The 22,302-nt window shown below is 40.3% G+C and carries 20 protein-coding genes and 1 tRNA gene; 3 read left to right on the top strand and 18 right to left on the bottom strand.

Translation table 11 applies throughout. The features are described 5' to 3' along the window. Positions 1–50: 50 nt before the first annotated feature. The 7 genes from MTF66_RS04850 to MTF66_RS04820 all read right to left on the bottom strand — a co-directional run bounded on the left by MTF66_RS04850 (position 51) and on the right by MTF66_RS04820 (position 5,281). Complete coding sequence (locus MTF66_RS04850; RefSeq protein ID WP_248526588.1) at positions 51–668, bottom strand: FKBP-type peptidyl-prolyl cis-trans isomerase; 618 nt, start codon at positions 666–668, stop codon at positions 51–53. 73 nt (positions 669–741) lie between these two features. After that, positions 742–1,143, bottom strand: a complete 402-nt coding sequence (locus tag MTF66_RS04845) for a hypothetical protein (protein WP_248526587.1) — start codon at positions 1,141–1,143, stop codon at positions 742–744. A gap of 52 nt (positions 1,144–1,195) precedes the next feature. Then, positions 1,196–1,286 (bottom strand) — tRNA-Ser (locus tag MTF66_RS04840). Between the two features lie 72 nt (positions 1,287–1,358). Beyond that, complete coding sequence (locus MTF66_RS04835; protein ID WP_308199917.1) at positions 1,359–1,736, bottom strand: hypothetical protein; 378 nt, start codon at positions 1,734–1,736, stop codon at positions 1,359–1,361. Between the two features lie 199 nt (positions 1,737–1,935). Next, on the bottom strand, positions 1,936–2,484 hold the full coding sequence (locus MTF66_RS04830; protein WP_248526585.1) for an NAD(P)H nitroreductase: 549 nt from the start codon (positions 2,482–2,484) through the stop codon (positions 1,936–1,938). A gap of 63 nt (positions 2,485–2,547) precedes the next feature. Further along, positions 2,548–3,258 (bottom strand): DoxX family protein, encoded by a 711-nt coding sequence (locus tag MTF66_RS04825; protein ID WP_248526584.1) that lies wholly within the window; start codon positions 3,256–3,258, stop codon positions 2,548–2,550. Positions 3,259–3,319: 61 nt separating this feature from the next. Continuing rightward, positions 3,320–5,281, bottom strand: coding sequence for an FAD-dependent oxidoreductase (locus MTF66_RS04820; RefSeq protein ID WP_138616810.1), 1,962 nt, complete (start codon positions 5,279–5,281; stop codon positions 3,320–3,322). A gap of 199 nt (positions 5,282–5,480) precedes the next feature. Here MTF66_RS04820 and sppA point away from each other — a divergent pair, with 199 nt between their 5' ends. Further along, positions 5,481–7,346 carry a signal peptide peptidase SppA gene (sppA, locus tag MTF66_RS04815; protein ID WP_248526583.1) on the top strand — a complete coding sequence of 622 codons (1,866 nt, stop codon included), beginning with the start codon at positions 5,481–5,483 and terminating at the stop codon, positions 7,344–7,346. A 59-nt stretch (positions 7,347–7,405) separates the two neighbouring features. Further along, on the top strand, positions 7,406–8,416 hold the full coding sequence (gene ansA, locus MTF66_RS04810; RefSeq protein WP_248526582.1) for an asparaginase: 1,011 nt from the start codon (positions 7,406–7,408) through the stop codon (positions 8,414–8,416). Positions 8,417–8,471: 55 nt separating this feature from the next. On the opposite strand, the gene gndA is transcribed toward ansA, so the two are convergent. Beyond that, positions 8,472–9,845, bottom strand: coding sequence for an NADP-dependent phosphogluconate dehydrogenase (gndA, locus tag MTF66_RS04805; protein ID WP_248526581.1), 1,374 nt, complete (start codon positions 9,843–9,845; stop codon positions 8,472–8,474). 423 nt (positions 9,846–10,268) lie between these two features. Here gndA and pyk point away from each other — a divergent pair, with 423 nt between their 5' ends. Then, the gene (gene pyk, locus MTF66_RS04800) at positions 10,269–11,702 is read left to right on the top strand and encodes a pyruvate kinase (protein WP_054561412.1); all 1,434 of its coding nucleotides are present in this window, start codon (positions 10,269–10,271) and stop codon (positions 11,700–11,702) included. A gap of 245 nt (positions 11,703–11,947) precedes the next feature. On the opposite strand, the gene MTF66_RS04795 is transcribed toward pyk, so the two are convergent. The 10 genes from MTF66_RS04795 to thrS all read right to left on the bottom strand — a co-directional run bounded on the left by MTF66_RS04795 (position 11,948) and on the right by thrS (position 22,261). After that, complete coding sequence (locus MTF66_RS04795) at positions 11,948–12,772, bottom strand: LytTR family DNA-binding domain-containing protein (protein WP_054554883.1); 825 nt, start codon at positions 12,770–12,772, stop codon at positions 11,948–11,950. After that, the gene (locus MTF66_RS04790; RefSeq protein ID WP_054554884.1) at positions 12,769–13,842 is read right to left on the bottom strand and encodes a sensor histidine kinase; all 1,074 of its coding nucleotides are present in this window, start codon (positions 13,840–13,842) and stop codon (positions 12,769–12,771) included. The genes MTF66_RS04795 and MTF66_RS04790 overlap by 4 nt, the downstream gene beginning before the upstream one ends. Positions 13,843–13,997: 155 nt before the next feature. Next, entirely contained in the window at positions 13,998–15,554 is a 1,557-nt protein-coding gene (locus MTF66_RS04785; RefSeq protein ID WP_217874134.1) for a SulP family inorganic anion transporter, read from the bottom strand. Positions 15,555–15,698: 144 nt separating this feature from the next. Next, positions 15,699–16,157: an Lrp/AsnC family transcriptional regulator gene (locus MTF66_RS04780; protein ID WP_036968198.1), complete on the bottom strand. Its 459-nt coding sequence runs from the start codon at positions 16,155–16,157 to the stop codon at positions 15,699–15,701. Between the two features lie 145 nt (positions 16,158–16,302). Beyond that, the gene (locus MTF66_RS04775) at positions 16,303–16,944 is read right to left on the bottom strand and encodes an MBL fold metallo-hydrolase (protein ID WP_248526580.1); all 642 of its coding nucleotides are present in this window, start codon (positions 16,942–16,944) and stop codon (positions 16,303–16,305) included. Between the two features lies 1 nt (position 16,945). Beyond that, positions 16,946–18,742 (bottom strand): M14 family metallopeptidase, encoded by a 1,797-nt coding sequence (locus MTF66_RS04770; RefSeq protein WP_248526579.1) that lies wholly within the window; start codon positions 18,740–18,742, stop codon positions 16,946–16,948. A gap of 199 nt (positions 18,743–18,941) precedes the next feature. Then, on the bottom strand, positions 18,942–19,301 hold the full coding sequence (rplT, locus tag MTF66_RS04765; RefSeq protein ID WP_036968189.1) for a 50S ribosomal protein L20: 360 nt from the start codon (positions 19,299–19,301) through the stop codon (positions 18,942–18,944). A 15-nt stretch (positions 19,302–19,316) separates the two neighbouring features. Continuing rightward, entirely contained in the window at positions 19,317–19,517 is a 201-nt protein-coding gene (rpmI, locus tag MTF66_RS04760) for a 50S ribosomal protein L35 (RefSeq protein ID WP_054554888.1), read from the bottom strand. A 212-nt stretch (positions 19,518–19,729) separates the two neighbouring features. Then, positions 19,730–20,293, bottom strand: a complete 564-nt coding sequence (gene infC, locus MTF66_RS04755) for a translation initiation factor IF-3 (protein ID WP_082401559.1) — start codon at positions 20,291–20,293, stop codon at positions 19,730–19,732. 57 nt (positions 20,294–20,350) lie between these two features. Continuing rightward, complete coding sequence (gene thrS, locus MTF66_RS04750) at positions 20,351–22,261, bottom strand: threonine--tRNA ligase (protein WP_248526578.1); 1,911 nt, start codon at positions 22,259–22,261, stop codon at positions 20,351–20,353. Positions 22,262–22,302 lie beyond the last annotated feature (41 nt).

Here is a 22,302-nt window from a genome sequence, read left to right as displayed (position 1 = left end):
TATAAAAAAACCTGCTTTAAGCAGGTTTTTTTATGTCTATTTGAAATCGATTAGATGATTTCTAATAGCTCAACGTCAAAAATTAGCGTTGAGAAAGGAGCGATTGCTGCACCAGCACCGCGCTCACCATAAGCAAGTTCGTGTGGTACGTATAAACGCCACTTAGAACCAGTACCCATCATTTGCACTGCTTCTGTCCAACCTTTGATTACACCACCAACTGGGAATTCAGCTGGTTGACCACGCTCGTATGAGCTGTCAAATACTGTACCGTTAATTAGTGTACCGTGGTAGTGTGCACGGATTGTTGAATCTGCAGTAGGTTTTTCACCATCGCCCGCAGTCAGTACTTCGTATTGAAGACCTGATTCAGTTACTGTTACTTCAGGACGTTTTGCATTTTCTTCTAAGAATGCAATACCTTCAGCTGCAAGAACTTTAGCTTCTTCTTCACGACGAGCTTGGATCTCAGCGTTGATTTTCTCAAAAGCTGCTTGAATTGCTGGGATTTCAACTTGGAAATCGTTACCAGTGTATGCGTCTTTCATACCTTCAAATACAGAATTTAAGTTTAAACCTTCGAATGGATTCGCTTTTAATTGCTCACCCATTTGTAAACCAATACCGTAACTTGCTATTTCAGCGTCTGTTGTAAAATTATCTGACATGTTTTAATTCACGTTTATTTAGTTAAAAGACCTGCTCATACTAACATAAAAAAACAACGAATATCGCCTAGTTTTACTGCGTTTGCTCAGTGTTTGCACTAATTTGCTGCTTTATTTTATTAATTACAAATGTCGCAACAGGTAATGTGACGATCATCGAAGCAATAAAAAAGCCGCTCATTAAACCATCTTTACCTAACATAATTAAAGGCACGGCAATAAGACCTACGGTAGAAATTACACATGCAGCAATGACAGGCCAATGCTTGTCGTATTTGCCAATAAGGTGCCCTACTAACACATTAAAGCCAATACCATAAGCGATTGAAGATATTAGACCGTAATCAGGCTGAGCATCATGGGCCATAGCAACAAGTACATTGATCCCGCTGTGATAAAAATAAGAAAAGATACACCAAAGCAAAACATGTTTAATAATGCGCATTAGTGAAGAAGAAGACTCGTTTTCTGACATTACTTATCTCCAAATAGCAAAAAACCGCCCTGTAGGCGGTTTTTCTAAATAATGGTGGAGAGATAGGGATTTGAACCCTAGAGGGGCTACAAACCCCTGCCGGTTTTCAAGACCGGTGCATTCGACCACTCTGCCATCTCTCCGTACGGCGCGCATAATAGTGTTTACTGCGTTCGTTGTAAAGTCTTAAATGTAAAAAACTTTAAAAAAGTATTTTAGTAATACTGTTTAGGACGTTTTGCAATTAAAGAGCAAACTAAACAGACAATTAAACTTACAATTGCAAAACCAGAGCCCTGAACTATTACATCAATCTTATTGAGGTTATAACTAGGTATGATGACTAATGCGAAGGCCGGTAAGCAGGTGATCGTTAAAACGTAGCAACAAATTTTAAAAGCGCGGCCGAAATCAAAACGTTTAGTACTATGCATCCACCAAGTAAGCAAAAGCAGTATAACTACAGCAGACAAGCCAAGGTAATGAGGTTGTTTCGTAGACATGGCAACAAAAAAAGTTACTATAGCACCAACAACGCCCCATACTGACCAAGCGAACCAATTTTCTTTTTCACGTAAAAATAAGTTTCCCATTGTTCTCGTCTTCTTTATCGTTATTTTTGTAAGACCATCCATACGTTAACAAAAAATAACCGATTTAAAAACACACTGAAGAAGAATTGTTTCGTTTTTTGCATCCATGCGCTTCTTACAGCTAAGCTAAATCTTCAAAAACTAACATAAGTAAGCTTAATAGCGTCTGACTGCTTTACTGCAAAAAAGTTCCTAATATTTATAAATTCTCAAAAAACGTCTCTGGCTTGTGTCTGATTGGTTTTTTAATGTCTACTTCTGGCGTACCTAAATATAAGTAGCCAACAATCTCATCTTGTTCTTTACAACCTAGTGCCGCTTTAACAGCTGGACTCTGTGCGAAATAACCTGTGCGCCAAATGCCCCCTAAACCTTGCGCGAATGCCGCTTGTTGCATAGCAAGTACGGCGCAACCTGCACTTTGTACTTGTTCAATTCGTGGCACCTTTGGATTTTCAGTTACATCAGCAATGGCAATGATCATCATAGGAGAGCGTAGCGGTAGATCTTTAGCGCGCTCAATGGTTCTATCATCTTGGTTTTCAGCGATAGCGGCTTGATGGTAGATATCGCCTAATTTATTACGTGCGTCGCCTTCAACGACAATAAACCGCCAAGGCGCAATACAGCCATGATCAGGCACTTTAATGGCCGCTCGCTTAATAATTTCAAGTTGTTCTGCAGTTGGTCCTGGTGCGGTAAGGCGAGGATCTGATTGTCGAGTTTGTAATAGCGTCAAAGCGTCCATGAATATTCCGTAAATGCTTAAGTACGATGCCCCTTAATAATCGGGGCTGAAAACCCAAGCTTATCATTTATCTTTATTAGCAATAAAGCTATTCGATGCTTTTCTAGTTAACCAATAATCTAAACTGACGTAACGACCGCCACCTGCAAAAAATAAACTTAAGAGCATAACAAAGTATATTGCGGAAAACTCAATACCATTATTTAATATTACAGGCTTCCCTTTCGCATAGAGGTATTCTGTATAACCATGCGTCTCTAACAATTCACGCATTTTAACTAACCTCTCACTGGCTTCATTGGAATTATTCAAGCTCGCTTCACTTCCTGGTATTGCAAGCCAATTAAGTACTCTTGCTGGGCTGGTGCTGGCATCGGTAGGTGTTACAGCAAACCAGCCATTACTGGCATGCACTGTCGTCGCTGCAACCAGCATGGTGATCATCAAAGGAATTGCTGTTAAACGGGTAAATAAACCTAATAAAATAAATATCCCCCCTAAAAACTCAGTCCATGCTGCTAAAAAGGCTAATACAGAGGGCTTGGGTAGGCCTAAACCCCAGTCACTATTTCCAAACCAAGCAACAATATCTTCAGATGCTAAAAAGTATTGATAAAAGTGAGTGACATCACCGCTTAAAGCAAGTTTATTAAAGCCGGCAATGATCATCACTGGCGCTAAAATCAAGCGAATTAATAGACTCGGTAGTCCATCTAAAAACTGCACTTTCTTTAAGGTGTGTTGGTATATGGGGATTAGGTGTGTGTTCAACATAGCGGTCTCGTGACTAAATAGATTAATCACATAGACCGCGAGTTTTCTAGTTTTCTTTCAATTAAATTTTACGAGCGACTTGTAACGCTTCAAAAATTGCACGTTTAGCATCGATTGCGGCAGCTAGTTTTGCGCCACCAATAACGTGTACTTTTGCGTTTTCGGTTTGATTGTCGAACGTTTCAGTATTTGACACCTGACCAATACAAGCAATCACGGTATCAACATCGAGGATTTGCTCTTCACCTTTTACAGTAATTTTCAAACCTTGCTTATCAAAGCTTAGATATTGACACTCAGCGATTTGTTTAACGCCGTGCTGTTTGGCAACTTGACGATGGATCCAGCCCGTTGTTTTACCAAGTTCACTACCAAAACGCCCTGCACTTCGCTTAAGCATGTAAAGTTGACGATTGTCTTTTTCCGGTGCAGCTTCGCATTCAATACCCCATTGAGTTTTGAACTGCTCAATTGTTTGGCCTTTGTGCTCACTTAAAAAGGCAACCATATCAAAACCGATACCACCAGCACCTAGAATCGCAATTTTCTCACCTAATTCTACTTCGCCACGAATTACTTCATCGTAAGCGAATACACGTTTGCCATCACCGCATTCTATTTTGGCTTCGCGCGGACGTACGCCTGTTGCAAACACCACATCATCGTATTGATTGAGCATATTGTCGGTAAATTCAGTACCGAGCTGTAAATCGACATTTAAACGCTTTAATTCATTAGTAAAGTAATTAAGGGTATGGTTAAAGTCTTCTTTACCCGGTACTTGCATGGCTAAATTAAATTGACCACCCATTTGTTCTTTACGTTCAATTAAAGTCACTTTGTGACCTTTCGCTGCTAAGTAACAACTTGCAGCAAGGCCAGCAGGGCCAGCACCTACAACCAGTACTAATCGAGACGATGGTGCTTTTTCAAGGCTATAATCTAACTCAAAAGCCGCTTGCGGGTTAACCAAACAAGTAGCACGTTTGTTTTTAAACACATGGTCTAAGCAGCCCTGATTACAACCAATACAAATATTGATTTGCTCAGACTTATTATTAACGTATTTATTGAAAAACTCTGGATCTGCTAATAAAGGACGTGCCATCGAAATTAAATCAGACTCGCCTGCTTCTAAAATTCCATTGGCAATTTCTGGAGTGTTAATACGGTTAACCGCGATAACTGGCACTGATACCGTTTCTTTCAAGCGTTTTGATGCTTCTTTAAATGCACCTGCTGGTACCATACTGGCAATCGTTGGTACACGAGCTTCGTGCCAACCAATACCGGTGTTAAAGATATCAACGCCAGCTTGTTCAAGTGCTAGGGCTTGTTGCTTTACTTCATCAGGTGTTGATCCATTAGGAATTAAATCCATCACAGACAAACGAAATACAATAATGAACTTTTGACTTACTTTTGCGCGAACAGCTTTAACAATATCCACAGCCAAGCGCATGCGGTTTTCTAAACTACCACCATAGCTGTCTGTTCTTTTATTAGTGTGGTTAGCCATGAATTCATTAATCAAATAACCTTCAGAACCCATGATTTCAACACCGTCATAACCAGCTTTTTCAGCCATTTTTGCTGAGTTTGCAAAGTCTTTGATGGTTTTTTTGATTGAACCTAACGACATTTCTTTAGGTTTATATGGATTAATTGGAGCCTGAATTGAGCTTGGTGCTTGATTGAATGGATGGTACGCATAGCGACCTGCATGCAATAATTGTAAGCAAATTTTTCCGCCATGCTGATGCACTGCATCAGTATATGCTTTGTGTTTGATCACATCATAAAATGAATTAAATGTTGATGCGAACGGAGATAGCTTGCCACGAATATTTGGGCTATAACCACCTGTAATGATTAAACCCGTGCCGCCTTTGGCACGTGCTTCGTAGAATGCACGTAAGCGTTTACGGTTATGCCAGCCTTCTTCTAAGCCGGTATGCATTGAGCCCATAACCAAACGATTACGAAGTTCGGTATGCGGTAATTGTAATTTTTGTTCTAACATTGTGTGCCCCGTTAACTGGTCGAACCTCTATTTGAAATAGATTCTGCGGCAATAACTTAGAATAATCAACTTTTCACTGGTAATTAATCTGTAGCAAATTGTCGTTTTAAACACTCTGTTACTATTTAACAGTTAATTTTAAAGTTATTCTAAGCTAAGATGAGATCACTACTAAGCTGTACTGAATTAAGGATTTATTTTGCTAGCAAAGATATTTAAAGGCATTTGGACCGGGATTAATTTCTCCCGCCGTTTGGTCCTAAACATATTATTTCTATTACTAGTAATACTCTTCTTTGTTGCCATCACAGGTGAAGAAGACCAAGTAAAAGTAGCAGACGGAACCGTGCTACGCCTAAACTTAAATGGCCCTATTGTTGAAGAAAAAACGTATGTTGATCCTGTAGAAGCAGCAATCAACGATGCAACTATGGGTAAAGAAGCACCATCAGAAATTCTACTTGATGATGTTGTTGAAGTGATCAACCAAGCAACTAAAGATGATCGCATCAGTGTGATGCTTCTTGATCTACAAAAAATGCCAAGTGCACACATCAATAAGCTAAAACAAATAACTAAAGCAATTGATGCGTTTAAAGAAGCAGGCAAGCAAGTTATTGCAACGGGCTATTACTATACACAAGCTCAATACTATATTGCAGCCCATGCCAATGAGGTGTCTATGCACCCTTATGGTGGTGTGAGCATTGAAGGCTACGGTATGTTCCCGCTTTACTTCAAAGATGCGCTTGAAAAATTAAAAGTAACTCAACATATTTTCCGTGTGGGTACTTATAAGTCAGCGGTTGAGCCTTTTATTCGTAATGATATGTCAGATGCGGCAAAAGAAGCGAATAGCGTTTGGTTAACTGCACTGTGGAACGAGTATAAGACTGACGTTGCAGCGAGCCGTCCATTCGATGAAAGTAATTTCGATGAAGATATGGATGTTTACCTTGCAAAAATGCAAGCAGTTGATGGTAACTCGGGCCAATACGCGCTAAATAATCAGTGGGTTGATTCTTTAAAAACCTCACAACAAATTCGCCAACAGCTTATTGAGTTAGTGGGTGCAGAAGAAACAGGTAAAACCTTTAAGCAAGTAAGCTTCCGTGAGTATTTGTCGCTTGTAAAACCACCTGTTGAGTTCGATAACCCAATTACTGAAAAAGTAGCTGTGGTTGTTGCGAAAGGCACCATTGTTGATGGCGAGCGTAAAGCAGGTGAAATTGGTGGTGACTCTACAGCAGCCCTACTTCGCAAAGCGCGTCTTGATGACAAAGTTAAAGCCGTTGTACTACGCATCGATTCAGGTGGTGGTAGTATGTTTGCTTCTGAAGTTATCCGTGCTGAAGTATTAGCTCTTAAAGCAGCCGGTAAACCGGTTATCGCTTCAATGAGCTCAGTGGCAGCATCAGGTGGTTACTGGATTGCATCTGCAGCCAATGAAATTTGGGCAGCCCCTAGCACAATTACAGGTTCAATCGGTGTATTCGGTACTTTCATGACGTTTGAAAATACTATGGCTGAATTAGGTATTTACTCAGATGGCGTTGCTACAACAGACCTTGCTGGCTTCTCTATTGCTCGCCCACTTGACGAGAAAATGTCAGATATTATTCAAATGAGCGTTGAAAATGCATACAAACGTTTCTTAAATGTAGTCGCTGAAGCGCGTAACATGACCCCTGAGCAAGTTGATAAAATTGCCCAAGGCCGTGTATGGATTGCAACTCAAGCAAAAGAACTAGGTTTAGTTGATAAACTTGGCGATAAGCAAGATGCAATTAAGGCGGCAGCTCAGCTTGCTAAGCTTAATCATTATGATGTTAAAACCATCAAGCAATCGCTCACACCACAAGAGCAAATGCTGCAAGATATCTTTGGCACCGCGGCTGTTAAGAGCTTCTTTGCTAAGTCTGATTCATCACAATCAGTACTAGCAACACAAGCCAACTTACAAAGCCTTATTAATCAGTTAAGTAGTGAAATTGATAACCTAAAAGATTACAACGATCCACAAGGCGTTTACGCTCGTTGTTTAGTGTGTAATGTAATTCAATAAGTTACTTAGCTAAGCGATTTTAGGTATACTAAGCCCAGTTATTTAACTGGGCTTTTTTTATGAAACGTAAACGTATATATATCGCCTATACGGGCGGTACTATCGGTATGAAAAAATCGAGCCGTGGCTATGTTCCGGCAGAAGGTTTTTTAACCGAAACAGTGGTCAATAATGCAGAGTTTAATCGTGATGAAATGCCTTTGTTTGATATTCACGAATATTGCCCGCTCATTGATTCTTCAGATATGTCCCCTGCCCACTGGCAATTAATTGCTGACGATATTAAGAGTAAATACAAAGACTATGATGGCTTTGTGGTTTTGCATGGCACCGATACTATGGCCTACACAGCCTCTGCTTTGTCTTTCATGTTCGAAAACCTAACAAAACCTGTAATTGTGACAGGCTCACAAATTCCATTGTCGCAACTTCGTTCTGATGGCCAAGTAAACTTACTTAATGCCATGTATTTAGCCGCTAATTACCCAATTGCTGAAGTAAGCCTGTTTTTTAATAATCAGTTGTTCCGTGGTAATCGTGCAACAAAAGCCCATGCTGATGGCTTTGATGCGTTTGCATCACCGAACCTTGAACCATTAGCACTGTCAGGAATTAATATTCAACTGATCAAAGGGCAACTTAGCCCTTACGTTGATAACGAACTACAGGTGTCAAATATCACGCCACAGCCAATTGGTGTGCTTTATCTTTATCCTGGGATCAGCCCAAAAGTGGTTAAAAGTTTAGTTAATGACGACATCAAAGCACTTGTGTTATTAAGTTTTGGCGTGGGTAATGCCCCGCAAGATCCGGCGTTCTTAGATATTCTTAATGATGCAAGTAAACGCGGTATGGTAATTGTTAACCTAACACAATGCTTAAAAGGCCAAGTTAATATGGGCGGTTATGCAACCGGTAATGCCTTATTAAATTGTGGTGTGATCAGTGGCTACGATATGACATTAGAAGCCTGTTTAACCAAATTACACTATTTATTTAGTCAAAAGCTTGAAGTAGAAACAATTCGTCACTTGATGCAAGACAACCTGCGCGGTGAGCTAAGTCGTTAATGCAGCAAATACAAAAAAAGGCACCAATTGGTGCCTTTTTTATGCTTTTTGATAATTAACGAACTTTTTCGTCAATCTCAACTAAGTCTGTTAAATGGCAGATCTCACCGCTATGAGTTTTAATACCATGCTCACCAAAGTAGTCACGTTGTGCTTGAACAAGATGACCATTACTTGGTGTTGTTAACGTCGCAATGTAAGTTTGCGTTGCAGTTAACACTGGGAATGCCAAACCAGATGCAACTGCTGCACCCGTTACTTTACGTAATGCTGCTGATTCACGCTGCATAGAATCAATAAATTCTACACCTTCAGCTACATTGTCTAAGTAATCAGCACGGATGATACAACCTGCGCGCCACGTTTGTAGCGTTTTAGAAAGATCAACTTTCCACTGATGAGCACGAGACGCCCCTTTGATAAGCGCTAAACCTTGACGGTAAGCAAGTAAACTTGCCAATGTGAATGCATCTTTTAGCTCTGCTAAATCTAAATCAGCGGTATCTGTTGCTTTAGCAGCGTAAGTCATTTCTTTAGCAGCATGCGTATCACAAGTATTTGTTAAGTGACGTGCTTGAACAGCTGCGACTAGTGATGGCACTGCAATACCAAGCTCTAGGGCATTTTGTGCAGTCCATAAACCCGTGCCTTTCGCGCCAACTTTATTGTCGATTAAATCAACTAATGGCTCGCCTTCAGTCGTTTCAAGGCTTAAGATATGGCTTGAAATTGACAGTAAGTAGCTATTTAAAGTGCCTTCAGACCATTCATTGAAAATGTCAGCCACTTCTTTTGGTGAACGATTAGTACCTAAACGTAATAATTGATACATTTCTGCAATTAATTGCATTAACGCATATTCAATACCGTTATGAACCATTTTTACAAAGTGACCACTTGCAGATTGGCCTACACGAGCAAAACACGACTCACCTTTGTAGCTTGCCGCTACTTTTTCAAACCACGGCTCAACACGCTCCCAGCCGCCTTCTGAACCACTTGCCATCATTGCAGGACCATGACGTGCGCCTTCTGCACCACCAGAAATACCCATAGTGGCAAATTCAAATTTGTTTTGATATTTAAGTTTACGGCTAATACCATCTTTGTAGTTACTGTTGCCGCAATCTACGATAATGTCATCACAGTCAACACCTGCTTCTGCAAGCTCTGTACATACTTTATCAACCAATTCACCAGCAGGAACTAAAAGAAGAATCGAACGAGGCGGCTCTAAGCGTCTAACCATATCATTTAAATCAGACACAATATGTAAACGGTCTGCCAAACCTAGTGCTTTCGCACAGCTTAGTAACTCGGCACCCGCATCTGGGTTTTTATCATAAGCTACTAATGTCAGCCCTTTTTCAATCAGGTTGAGGGCAAGATTTTTACCCATAACGCCTAACCCTACTAATGCAACTTGCATTTAGTGTCCTCCTCGGTAACAACTATTGGTTAGTTAATCAAAATAATTACGCGCGCATTATACCCAAGCAGCCCAAAAATGCGAGCTTGACAGCCAACTTGAGATAAATCATCGAAATCATGAAGCGACGTTGCCCCCAGTATATCAAAATAACCAAGCCATCGGACCAGATTTTTATAATACCCTTTAAAAAGGTATGTGTATTGACGCTACCTGACACCGGTGTCATAATAACGTCATTCACCCTTTGTATACTCTATAATTAATACAAAGAGCCAGATTCTCATAAGTAAAAACAATCATTTTTTACTTATGAGTTCTACATTGTGCTTATGTATAAGCCTATATTAAAGGTTTATAGCACGACATTTTAATAGATAACCATCAATTCGCTTAATATATTTGAGCGCACAGGAGAATTTGATGCTAAGACGCACAAAAATTGTTGCGACCCTTGGACCGGCAACCGATCGCGATAACAACCTAGAAAAAATTATTCGTGCAGGTGCAAATGTGGTTCGTTTGAACTTCTCACATGGCGTAGCACAAGATCACAAAGACCGCGCTGAAGCGGTACGCAGCATTGCTAAGCGTTTAGGCAAACACGTTGCTATCCTTGCAGACTTACAAGGTCCTAAAATTCGTGTATCAACGTTTAAAGACGGTAAAGTAAACCTAGAAGTTGGCGCAAAATTTACCCTTGATGCAAAAATGGAAAAAGGCCAAGGCGACGTTAATGCAGTAGGTATCGACTATAAAGAGCTACCTAACGACGTTAAAACAGGCGACTTATTGTTATTAAACGACGGTTTAATTCAATTAACGGTAGATAGCGTTGACGGTGACCTAGTTCACACGACTGTTACTGTTGGTGGCGTACTTTCAAATAACAAAGGTATCAACCGTTTAGGTGGTGGTTTAACAGCCCCTGCTTTCACTGATAAAGATAAAGAAGATTTAATCACTGCCACTGAAATTGGCGTTGATTATATTGCTGTTTCATTCCCACGCAGTGGTGATGACATGCGTTATGTTCGCTCTTTAGCAGAAGCCGCTGGCTCAAACGCACAACTATTAGCGAAAATCGAACGTGCAGAAGCAGTTGAAAACGTTGAAGCAATTGATGATATCGTTCTTGCTTCTGACGCTGTAATGGTTGCGCGTGGTGACTTAGGTGTTGAAATTGGTGATGCAGCCCTAGTTGGTAAGCAAAAGCTTATCATAAGCCGTGCTCGTTCACTTAACCGTACTGTTGTGACTGCAACACAAATGATGGAATCAATGATCGATAACCCTATGCCAACACGTGCAGAGGTTATGGACGTAGCAAACGCGGTATTAGATGGTACTGATGCAGTAATGTTATCTGCTGAAACAGCCGCTGGTGACTACCCTGAAGAAACAGTAGCGACTATGGCTCGCGTTTGTTTAGGTGCTGAATCACAAAAAGAAACACACGTTTCTAAGCACCGTTTAGACAGCCGTTTTTCATCAAATGCTGAATCAATTGCATTATCTGCGATGTATGCAGCTAACCACTTAGATTCTGTTAAAGCTATTGTGACTCTGACTGAATCAGGTAGTACAGCTAAATTGATGTCGCGCATCAGCTCTGGTTTACCAATTTATTCATTATCACGTCATCCAAGCACGCTAGGCCAAACAGCACTTTACCGTGGTGTTTATCCTGTATTCTTTGATTCAACGAAGTGTGAAGACGAAAGCATGGTACGTGATGCATTAAACACACTTGTTGAGCAAGGCTCACTAGTTGCAGGTGATACTGTGATTTTAACTCACGGTGATGCAATGGAAACGATTGGTGCAACAAACACAATGAAGATTGTAACAGTTTAAGCTGTTACAAACTTTCATTAAAAAAGGCGCAATTAATAATTGCGCCTTTTTTGTTTTTAACTTATTAAATTTTGAATAGCTATTATACCAATCCGCTTAATTAAGTAGTCTATTTTGAGGCAATAAAACCTCGTTGATTACAAGGCAAAAATTTCGTTATTTAGTTGTTCTAAATGAGAAATTTTTAACGCAGTTAGCGACAGGTTTGATCCCTCAAAATGATTAAGTATTATTGCGGGTTGGTATTAGCTCGCGAGCGCCGCTTTCACTTTATCGCGATAGCTACGGCTTACTTTTAGTTCTTGGCCGTTATCTAACACTAATAGGTATTCACCGCTTACTTGAGTTACAAGTTTGCTAATTTGCTTAGTATTCACAATGGCACTGCGATGAACTCGCACAAATAGTTGTGGATCAAGCTCTTGTTCAAGCTCTTTCATTGTTTTACGAAGAATATGCGTTTGCCCATCTTGGCAATGAAGGCACATATAATCACCAGCCGCATCAACCCATTGAATTGTAATAACAGGCACACGAACAATCTCGCCCTGCTCTTTTACAGCTAATGATTCTGGATAACGGCGGTCAGCAAGGCTATCGCCCGTTGCTAACTTCTTTAAAATTTCTTCGCAATTATTGCCTGTAATACCTGCAACAAAGCTCGCTAGTTTTTTCTTATGGGCGTTATCTTGTTGCGTTTTTAAATAGGTATGCACTTTTTCTACCGCCTGTTTTAGTCTGTTGTCATCGACTGGTTTAAGAATATAATCCAACGCATGAATCTCGAATGCTTTAACTGCAAACTGGTCAAAAGCCGTTACAAACACAATAGCTGGTAATGGATTTACGCTCTCACTAAGTGCTCTTGCAACTTCAAAACCGTTCATATTTGGCATTTGAATATCTAAGAAAACCAATTGAATATTGCCCGATAAGCATTCATCAATTGCCTCTTGACCATTGCTACATAAACGAATGACTTCTAAATCGTCAAACTCAGAAAGTCGAACAGCTAAGCCTTTTCTTGCTAGCGGTTCATCATCAACGATCAAAGTTCTAATTTTGCTCATTTCTTAACAGCCTTTTCAAACGGAACGCGCAGATTAACTTTTAATCCACTTGGCGTATTGTCAGAGAGAACAAACGAGTAGTTGTTCTCATAAAGTGTTTTTAAGCGGTCCTGTGTATTAGCTATGCCAACGCCTTGAGAATTAACCAGTTGGCCATTTTTAAGCTCAGTGCCAGGACCATTATCGCCTACTTCCAATAATAGTTCATTTGCAAAAACTTGTGCTTTAATATCAATCACACCACCTTCATTTAGTTGCGCTATCGCATACTTTATCGAGTTTTCGATAATAGGTTGGAGGATCAAGCTTGGTACCAAGGCTTCTTTTGCCTGCTCGCTTACATCTACATTAACTTGTAAACGTTCATCAAAGCGTACTTTTTCAATTTCTAAGTACAACATGAGGGCATGAATTTCTTGCTCTAATGGCACCTTTTTTATTGGGTCGGTATTGAGAGTGTATCGTAAGAAGTCACTCAATTTTGACACCATTAAATTTGCATCTTTGTTCTCTTTTACCAAAATTAAGGTTGAGATTGCATTTAGGGTATTAAATAAGAAATGCGGATTAAGTTGATAGCGCAGCATTTTCAGCTGAGCTTCGTGAGCCATAGTGGTTGCTTTTAGAGCCTTTTGTCGCTCACTTTGCAATAGCTGGTAATACTTAATACCAAAATACAAACCACTCCAACAAAGGATGATATAAACCGAATCTAAACCTTGTTGAAAGTAATAAAACCATTCATTTGGACGGTAACCGTGACGGTAGATTTCCCATAAATTGAATTTTTGTACAACGGCCCATAATGTGCCTGTGACATAGGAAGCACCAAAAACGACAAGCATTAATACCCAAGGTGAGGCATTCCAAACTTTACGATACATATAACGTAAAGGTACTGTCATTAAACAGCCTGCATAAGCGTTTAATACAATAACAAATACGTAAATATCACGCATTTCAAAGACTTTTGAGCCGATATAATTAACTAACGCATAACCTATCCAGCCTGCAATTTGCAAAACCCAGAAAAAGCGTTGTCGATTATCAACTAATGATTGCCAATTCAAAATATCAGATTACCTTTCATAATTATTTTTATTATACCGATAGTCACGAGAACAAAGCACTGCCGCCTATCTTAATTTTTTATAGCCTTACCGCATTCTTCAGACATTAAAAAAGCGAAGGCCACAACAGCCTTCGCTTTTTCTCTGCTTTATTTTTAAGCTAGTTTATCTGAAGCCACTTTATAATTTGGATCTTCAATCACATTCACTTCAACTAAATCACGCGCATTGTGTAAAAGTTGAATACAATCAGGGCTTAAATGACGTAAATGCAGTTTCTTACCCACTTTTGCGTATTTGTCTGCAAGACTGTCAATCGCTTCAATCGCACTGTGATCAGCAACACGGCTATGTTTGAATTCAATGATCACGTCTTCTGGGTCATTTTTAACATCAAATAGCTCGGCAAAGTTCTTAACCGAACCAAAGAATAAAGGACCATGAAGCTCATACACTTTAGAGCCTTGCTCATCGATGTAATTGCTTGTGTAAATGTGTTTCGCATGCTGCCAAGCAAAAACTAAAGCCGAAACAATCACACCCACACATACCGCGATCGCAAGATCTGTTGCTACGGTTACGCCTGAAACAAGCACGATAACAAAAGCATCAGACTTAGGCACACGCTTCATCATTTTGAAGCTTGCCCACTCGAATGTACCAAGTACAACCATGAACATAACGCCAACTAAGGCAGCAAGTGGGATCATCTCAATGAGGCTGGCTGCAAAAATAATGAATGCTAGCAGTATTAATGCTGCACTAATACCAGATAAACGTGAGCGACCACCTGAATTAATATTGATCATAGATTGACCAATCATCGCACAACCACCCATTGCACCGAAGAAACCACAGGTAATATTTGCAGCGCCTTGACCAATACATTCTTTGTTACTGTGACCACGGGTTTCAGTAATTTCGTCAATTAAGGTCAGTGTTAATAGCGATTCAATTAAACCAATCGCCGCTAAAACTAAAGCGTAAGGGAAGATAATTTTTAATGTTTCAAGATTAAATGGCACCATAGGAATATGGAACTCCGGCAAGCCACCGGCAATGGTTGCTTGCTCATTGCCTGTCATTCCTTTTAAGAAATCAAGTACAGTGCGCGCTTCTAAATCAAAACCAATCACAATCGCTGTTACAGTAACAATGGCAGCTAACGATGAAGGTACAGCAGTGGTTAGCTTAGGTAAGAAATGAATAATAGCCATAGTTAGCGCCACTAAGCCAAGCATAATATAAAGTGCTTGCCCTTCCATCCACTGTTGGCCGCCCATACCGTCTGGTACTTTAAATTGCCCAAGTTGAGCTAAGAAAATAACAATCGCAAGACCATTTACAAAGCCCAACATTACCGGGTGCGGAACCATGCGAATAAACTTGCCGAGCTTGAAGATACCTGCGAGTACTTGCAGTATCCCCATCAATAAGACGGTAGCAAATAAATACTCTACACCATGATCTAAAACTAAACTTACCATTACAACGGCTAGTGCACCGGTAGCACCAGAAATCATACCTGGACGACCACCAAAAATAGCCGTAATTAAGCCAACAATAAATGCGGCATATAAGCCAACCAAAGGCTCAACATTAGCAACAAAAGCAAACGCAACCGCTTCTGGTACCAATGCCAACGCAACGGTCAAGCCTGATAGAATATCGTTTTTAGCAGAGCTTGGCGCTTTGCTGAGTAAGTTAAACATTAAGATCCTCTTTATAGTGAATGCATTTCGGCAAGGCGCAGAATTCTAGCAAAATCCGCAAAAGTTAACAATTATTAACAACAAAACGGCTAGTACCTAAAAGCACTAACCGTTTTCGAAAAAATAAAACGTAGTAGAAAAAGATTAAAGAGGTAAAGACGTACTACGCTTAACGCATGTCATGGTCACGTTTGAGTGAACTTCTTGAACAAACTCAAGGTTTAGTAGGTTATCACGAACAAACTGCTCATAACCTTCAATACCTTTAGAAATAATTCGAAGCATGAAGTCCATGGTACCCGCCATGCTGTAACACTCGGTAACTTCATCATAGCTCATAATTAAACGCTCAAACTCAGCTAGGTTCGTTCTACCGTGGTTAGAAAGACGAACATGGGCATAGACCAACATATCAAAGCCAAGCTTTTTCTCATCAAGCAAAGCAACTTTACCTTTGATATAGCCATCTTGCTCAAGCTTAGCAATACGACGCCAACATGGAGATTGAGATAAACCAACTTTATCGGCAATTTCTGCCGTAGATAAGCTAGCATCCTGCTGTAATAATGCCAAAATTTGGCGATCTACTTGGTTCAGAGACATTTTATTTCTTTTTCTGTAAAAATACTGGTTAAATTATATAACTGATTTAAAAATCAGTCTGCCTATTTTCTACTATTTATGCAAAAAAATTGCAATTTTATACCGTTCCACTTACAAACTACTTAACTGATGTTACGCGTTGGCATTAACCAAAACGTCCGCTAATAAATGGATTTGTTTTTCGCTCATGCCCTACGGTGGTATTCGGACCGTGGCCTGGCAAAATAGCAACTTCATCAGAGAATGATAAAATCTCAGACTTAATTGATTCGATTAATTGCGCACTATCCCCTTTTGGAAAGTCAGTACGACCAACAGAGCCTTGAAAAATCACGTCACCCACTATCACCTGTTCTGAACCTTGGTGGTAAAAAACAACATGACCAGGCGTATGCCCTGGGCAATGGCGTACAGATAATTCAAGTTCACCCACTGCGATTGTATCGCCATGACTTAGCCACTTCGTTGGATAAAATGGTGTAATTGGTGCAAAACCAAACATTTGCGCTTGCATTGGCAAGGCATCAAACCAAAATTTATCATCTAAATGTGGGCCAATGATATCAACGCTAAAATGCTCTGCGAGTTGCTTTGCAGCGCCCACGTGGTCTAAGTGGCCATGTGTTAAATAAATTGCCTCTAATTGGCAATTTAAAGCAGCAAGTTCTGCTTGAAGTTTTTCTGCATCGCCACCAGGGTCAACCAAGGCCGCTTTATTCGTTTGCTCACAAATGATAATGCGGCAATTTTGCGCAAAGCCAGTAACAGGAACAGCAATCACTTTCATGTTATTGTCCTTTTTGTAACTGCTCAAACGCCATTAAAATTGGGTATTTTAAATAGCCTTGATCATAAAACGGTGTTCGCTCATAGAGCCAATGCAAGCGAGCATCAGCATCTTTTGCAAAGTTTTTATCTTCACGAATTTTTTTATCGAACTCTAAAGCCAATGCAGGTTTTTCTTTAAGCATTTGTCGTGCATAAGGCATTAAAGCGTAATTCTCAACGTATTCAGTACGCTGAAAAATAGTATTAAACTCACCCCAAGCAAAGAATGAATCTGGCGCTTCTGGGTGTAGTAAGTGTGTAGCCAGTTCTGAGTATGGCTGCTCAGTTGAGACTTTGTACCAGCCGGTCATATCGACATTTTCTATGGTGTTGTAATCAAATGTCGCCTCTACACGAAAACGTCCTTCAAAAGGTGCTTTTGCAAATGAGTAATCAGCAACGCTTGCTTGCGTTAATGGCTCAGAAGCAAAACCATTCACTGTCGTTACCTCTACGCCGTGTAATTTAAGCTTACTTACCAATTGGCTGTACGCCGGCGGGATATAAAACGCAGCAGGAACGTTAACGGTCTTTTTAACTTCTTTTTGCCAAAAAACCGGTAATGCGTCATAGTTTTTAGCTTCACCTAAATATTTAACTTCAGGTTGCCCAGACAATGCGCTTTCAGTTCTTGAATAAGCGATCCCTTTAAATTCTATGGTATCTGGCTCTTTAGCATAACCGCGTTCAACAACTAATTGTGTCGGTTTGAAATCGAGCTCTTTTTGAACCGCTTGATTAAGGGCTTTATCGTTTTCAGCTAAGGCGTCAATGGCACCATCAATAAATACATAAGTACCTAATACGCGCTGCTTATAAGGTTTTAAAGAGTGGTTCTCTACTAAGATTGTTGGTAATGAACGTAAATCACCCCAGCCATTTGAAAAACGTGGTGTTGCCACCCAACCTGCTAAACCTTTTTTAAATTCGCGCTTGTCCATTACAAACACCAGTGGACCAGGAATATGCCCTGCTTTTTCAAGTTTGGCATCAATAACAGGTTTAAACAGATTATCTAACGCTTGTGACACACTTGGTGATTCACTCGAAAAAACCGGATTATAACCATAGGTCACGTCATATTGGTAATCAGCGCCATCGGTTACATGGACATCCACGTATAAATCTGGCTTAAATTGATTAATAACCTGCATCACACCGCGTACTTCGGGTGTATCAAGCTTAGTGTAATCACGATTTAAATTTAAATTTAGACCATTCGTTCGAAAGCCCATTTCTACCGGGCCACGCTGATTAATACGGTTGTATTGGCTACTACGCTCGTGACCATCAACGTTTAAAATAGGAATAAACAGAATATTGACTTTGCTAAGAATATCGCGGCGTTTACCTGTTGCAATATCGCGTAGCAACATAAACATGGCGTCTTTGCCATCAATTTCACCACTGTGAATGCCTGCTTGAATAAAGATGGTTGGTTTTGTATCAGCAACAAGTTGTTTGGCATCAAACAAACCTTGCTCATTCGCCACTAACATCTTAACCGCACGACCCGCACTGCTTGTTGCAATTGTCGTTACTTTGAATTGTGTTGGGTTTGCGGCAACAAGGCGATCTACGAACGCCATAGTGTCTGCATAATCAGGCGATAAAGTGCCTTCGCTTAATTCAAAATCTGTGGTTAAAGGTCCTTTTTCTTGCATTAAAGACACACTATCGCCTTGCCATGGCAACAATGGGGGTAAGTGGCTGTCTAAAGTTACTGCAGCAGATAAAAACACTAAACTCGCAAACATATCACTCTCAAGTGCGGTACTTATTCTATATTGGGGAAATTATAACAACTAATCTGAATGGATTGCGTAAACTGCGGTGATTCAACAAAAAAATGGAGCAAACGACATACGCTATGCAAAATCGTTGTTAGTTATGAATATTAATTAAGATCAAAAAAAGGAGCACTAGGCTCCTTTTTAAACTTTATGAAAAGCGAAATTAAGCCGCTAGGCCTTCTTTTGCTTTTGCAACAAGCGCTGCGAATGCAACTTGGTCATAAACAGCGATATCTGCAAGGATCTTACGATCGATTTCTACAGAAGTCTTTTTAAGACCATTGATAAAACGGCTGTATGAAAGACCGTTTTGACGAGCTGCTGCATTGATACGTGCAATCCAAAGTTGACGGAAAGTACGTTTCTTAGCACGACGGTCACGGTAAGCGTATTGACCCGCTTTAGTAACTGCCTGGAAAGCTACGCGGTAAACACGTGAACGTGCTCCGTAGTAACCTTTAGCTTGCTTTAAAACTTTTTTGTGACGTGCACGTGCGATAACACCGCGTTTAACTCTTGCCATTTCTGAAGACTCCTATTAAGCGAATGGTAACATACGTGAAACTAGACCATGGTCATTCTTATGAACCATCATCTTAGGACGTAAGTGTAATTTACGCTTAGAAGTTTTCTTAGTCAGAATGTGACGAAGATGCGCTTGTTTACGCTTGAAACCGCCAGAAGCAGTTTTCTTGAAACGCTTAGCCGCGCCTCTGTGAGTTTTTAGCTTGTAAGCCATTGCAATAACTCCAAATGTATTGCTTAAAAATTAGCAAGCAGGCGAGAGATATAAAAATAGCTCTACTTTTAAGGCCTAACTTACTGCCATAATCCGGTGAAGGCTCACTACAAAAAAAAGCAGTGCAACCTTACTTATAACCGGTTATTTCAGGTGAACAGTAAACTGTTACTTGCAGACCTGAAATAAAATCGGTGCGTAATATACCCTGTTTATTGCTTTTTAGCAATAGGTGCCATCATCATAACCATCTGGCGACCTTCAACACGATTAGGGAATGATTCAACTTGTGAAACATCTTCCAAATCAGTTTTAACACGGTTTAATAATTCGATACCAATTTCTTGGTGAGCCATTTCACGACCACGGAAACGGATAGTGATTTTAGCTTTATCACCCGCTTCTAAGAACTTGCGTAAGTTGCGTAGCTTAACCTGGTAGTCACCTTCATCCGTACCTGGACGGAATTTGATTTCTTTAACCTGGATTTGCTTTTGCTTTTTCTTTTGTTCTTTTAGTTCTTTGCTTTTTTCAAAGATGAACTTACCGTAGTCCATAACCTTACAAACAGGTGGCTCAGCATTAGGACTGATTTCTACAAGATCTACACCCGCATCATCAGCGATAGCTTGCGCCTCTTTTAATGACACGATGCCAGCTTGCTCGCCGTCGATGCCAATTAAACGAACTTCTTTAGCTGTAATATCTTCGTTGATACGATTTTTTTGAGCTGTTTGTTGCCCTTTCTTGCCGCCTCTAATGGTACGATCCTCCAAGAATATAAAATAAAAAGCGTGTAGTTGGCTGTTTGTTTTGCCCTACACGCTCATGATTTATTGTCGATTTTTAATTTCTTCGCTTACTTTAGCAACGAAATCATCAACATTAAATTTGCCTAGGTCTTCACCTGTGCGAGTGCGTACTGCCACTTCTTGTTGTTCAACTTCTTTATCGCCAACAACAAGTAAATATGGAATACGTTTTAACGTATGTTCACGGATTTTAAAGCCAATCTTCTCATTTCTCAAGTCAGCAGCGGCTCTAATTCCAAGTTTATTTAATTTTTGTACAATTTCTTGCACATAATCTGCTTGTTTATCCGTGATGTTCATAATCACAACTTGCTTAGGAGCAAGCCACGTTGGGAACAAACCAGCGTATTCTTCAGTTAAAATACCGATGAAACGCTCAATTGAACCTAAAATTGCGCGGTGGATCATAACTGGTGTACGACGTTCGTTATTTTCAGCAACATAAGTTGCACCTAAACGACCTGGTAATGCAAAGTCTAGCTGTACAGTACCACATTGCCATGCACGGTCTAAACAGTCATAAAGTGTAAACTCAATCTTAGGGCCGTAGAATGCACCTTCACCTGGTAGGTAATCAAACTCAATGTCGTTTGCTTTTAATGCATCAGCTAGTGCAAGCTCAGCTTTATCCCACATTTCGTCTTCACCGATACGTTTTTCTGGACGAGTAGATAGTTTTACAACGATCTTCTCAAAGCCAAACGTTTCGTATGTGTCGTAAACCATTTTGATACATGCAGAAACTTCATCCATGATTTGCTCTTCAGTACAGAAGATATGCGCATCATCTTGAGTAAAGCCACGTACACGCATTAAGCCGTGTAATGCACCTGATGGTTCGTTACGGTGACAACAACCAAACTCAGCCATACGTAATGGAAGATCACGGTATGATTTTAAACCTTGGTTAAAGATTTGTACGTGACCTGGGCAGTTCATTGGTTTGATTGCGTATTCACGCTTTTCAGATTCAGTTGTGAACATCGCATCTGCGTATTTGTCCCAGTGACCTGATTTTTCCCATAACCCACGGTCCATCATTAATGGGCCTTTAACTTCTTCGTAATCGTACTCACGTAGTTTTTCACGAACGAAGTCTTCTAGTTCACGGTAAATGCTCCAACCATCGTTGTGCCAAAACACCATGCCTGGTGCTTCTTCTTGCCAGTGCCATAAATCAAGCGCTTTACCAATACGACGGTGATCACGTTTTTCAGCTTCTTCTAAACGTTTTAAATACGCTTTAAGTTGCTTTTTATCTGCCCATGCAGTGCCGTAGATACGTTGCAGCATCTTGTTTTCAGAATCACCGCGCCAATATGCACCTGCCACTTTCATGATTTTGAAATGTTGACAGAACTTCATGTTTGGTACGTGTGGGCCACGACACATGTCGATGTATTCTTCGTGATGGTATAAGCCTGGACGATCATCTTTCGCGATGTTCTCGTCTAGGATTTCCATTTTATATGTTTCACCACGCGCTTCAAAAGTATCGCGTGCTTCTTGCCAGCTTACGGTCTTTTTAACAACGTCGTAGTTTGTTTTAGCAAGCTCAAGCATGCGCTTTTCGATAGCATCTAAATCATCTTGGCTTAAAGAGTGTTCCATATCGATATCGTAATAGAAACCGTTATCGATGGTCGGACCGATTGCCATTTTTGCTTCAGGGAAAAGCTGCTTAACTGCATGACCAATAAGGTGCGCACATGAGTGACGGATAATCTCTAAACCATCATCATCTTTTGCTGTGATAATTTCTAAACGCGCATCTTCAGTGATTAAGTCACATGCATCAACACGAGTACCATTAACACGGCCTGCAATTGTTGCCTTGGCAAGGCCTGGACCGATATCGCTTGCTACGTCAAATGTGCTTACTGGGTTTTCAAAACTACGCTGACTGCCGTCAGGGAGGGTAATAACTGGCATTATAAATCCTTAATACAGTGGTGATGCCTACAATGCATCAC

It is taken from the genome of Pseudoalteromonas sp. 2CM39R, from assembly GCF_023161845.1.
This window is presented reverse-complemented; position numbering and strand designations above follow the sequence as displayed.